Origin of the sequence: Bradyrhizobium sp. CCBAU 45394 (genome assembly GCF_028128655.1) — a bacterium.
Lineage (GTDB): Bacteria > Pseudomonadota > Alphaproteobacteria > Rhizobiales > Xanthobacteraceae > Bradyrhizobium > Bradyrhizobium diazoefficiens.
The window spans coordinates 1-2,056 of sequence record NZ_LBIX01000089.1; the positions used below are offsets into that span (position 1 = coordinate 1).

Annotated in this window: 2 protein-coding genes; both read right to left on the bottom strand. The window is 56.5% G+C overall.

Annotation, left to right across the window (positions count from 1 at the left end; all coding sequences use genetic code 11):
- Window positions 1–321 precede the first annotated feature (321 nt).
- Window positions 322–906, bottom strand: coding sequence for an anthranilate synthase component II (locus WN73_RS11915; RefSeq protein WP_097669454.1), 585 nt, complete (start codon window positions 904–906; stop codon window positions 322–324).
- Window positions 903–2,056 (bottom strand): aminodeoxychorismate synthase component I (pabB, locus tag WN73_RS11920; protein WP_271552909.1); only part of this gene is annotated, 1,154 nt, incomplete at its 5' end. The genes pabB and WN73_RS11915, both read right to left, overlap by 4 nt.

Consider the following 2,056-nt stretch of genomic DNA (forward strand, 5'->3'; position numbering starts at 1 on the left):
CCGCCGCAACCGGAAAACAGACTCCCAATCAAGTGCTTGGAGGCTTGTTCACGGACAACTAGACGATGATCCGCCTACTCATCGAATGGAGGTAATGCGAGGAAAGCTACGCATTGCTGGCTTCCAGTAATTCAATTGAGCCTGAATTTAAAGAAAAAGTTGCGTAAAAAGCGTACAAATCGAGCTTTTTCGCGCTCTCTCGTCACACCTTCAACAGGTCAGAGCTGTTTCGCACGGAGTGTCGAGTTAGATCCGTCAAGTTTGCAGCTTGATGCCCCTTCTATGGACTAGGCTGCCACGTTTGGGACGAAGTCGCCGATCTCACGCTCGGAAGCTCTCTGCCAATCGCAGGAAATTCATGAGCAGCACGTGACCTTGCTGAGTAAGTACTGACTCCGGGTGGAATTGCAGTCCATAGGTCGGTTGATGCCGATGTGCCAAAGCCATGATCTCACCTTCATTTGAGCGGGCTGTCACCACGAGATGCTGCGCGTCTGACTCCTCTAGTTCAACCGCCAGAGAATGATAGCGTCCAACAGAAAGTGGAGACGGGAGTTGCTTGAACAACCCTCGGCCGTCATGAGTTATGTGTGAGGCTCGACCGTGCATCGGACAACGCGCGCGTACCACGCGACCGCCGAAAACGCTCCCAATACACTGGTGCCCAAGACAGATGCCAAGAATTGGAACGCGACCCGATAGTTCGCGGACAACGGCAGTGGATATGCCGGCCTCCATTGGCGTGCAAGGTCCGGGAGAGATCACGATTGCACGCGCCTGGAGCGCGAGGAGATCGGTGAAGCTCATCGCGTCATTCCGGACGACTTGCGTCTCTTCACCGAGCGCGCGGAAATATCGCGCGATATTGAACACGAATGAGTCGTAATTGTCGATGATCAGAATCAAAATGCACCAGATAGATCGGCACCAAAGGCGGCGAAGAGTCGCTGTGCCTTGGCAAGCGTCTCCTCGTACTCGGCTTCAGGATCCGACATCGCCGTTATCCCAGCCCCTGCATGAAAGACAGCTAGGTCGTCGTCGATCATCACAGTGCGGATCGCAATGTTCGTGTCCATCTGTCCATTGAATCCAATGAAACCGATCGCGCCGCAATAGACCTCTCGCGCCACTCCCTCGATGTCCGCAATAATCTCCATTGCTCGCACCTTCGGAACGCCGGTAACGGAGCCGCCCGGAAAGCAGGCGCGAAGCAGACTGACGGCGTCCTTGTCTTCAGCAAGTGCGCCCCTGACAATCGAAACGAGATGGTGCACCGATGCATAGGATTCCAGGTTGCACAGGGCGGTAACATCGACCGAATTGTCGGTACAAACGCGTGACAGATCGTTGCGCAGCAGGTCGACAATCATAATGTTCTCGGCACGATCCTTCTCGGACGCAAGAAGGAGTTCGGCACGCCGCCCATCTTCCGCAGAATCGGCGGAACGCGCGAATGTGCCCTTGATCGGGCGCGTTTCGACTTGCCGTCCGTCAAGTTTTAGAAATCTCTCAGGAGAGCTTGATGCGATCGTCAGCTTATCGTAGCGCAAGAGAGCTGCAAACGGTGCCGGGTTCAGAGTCCGGAGCTGGCAATAAAAGGTGAGCGGATCGAACAGGGGCGAAACCCTGGCACTGAAGCGTTGCGCGATGTTGGCCTGGAATATATCTCCTGCCAGGATCAAGCCGACGACGCGCTGGACCGCTGCGATAAAGCGTTCACGGCTATAGTTAGAATGCCAAGCGCCCGCCGTGCTGGGGATTATGTTCCGCGGCGACTTTGGCCTGGCGAGCAGTGCTGCAAACTCGTCGGCGCGACGACGCGCGCGATCGGCTCGTCGGGTTGGGTCCTGTTCGGGCCATCCGGTCGAGACGATCCAGCACCTGTGGTGCCGGTGATCGAAGCTGACGACCACATCGTAAAAATGCAGGATTGATTGAGGCAACCGGAGGCCGTGAATTGACGGCGGCGGCAGCTGCTCCAGTGTTCGGTTCAGATCGTAAGCAAGGAAGCCGGCTGCGCCGCCCTGGAATGGGGGGAGATCGGGGCGATGCGCTT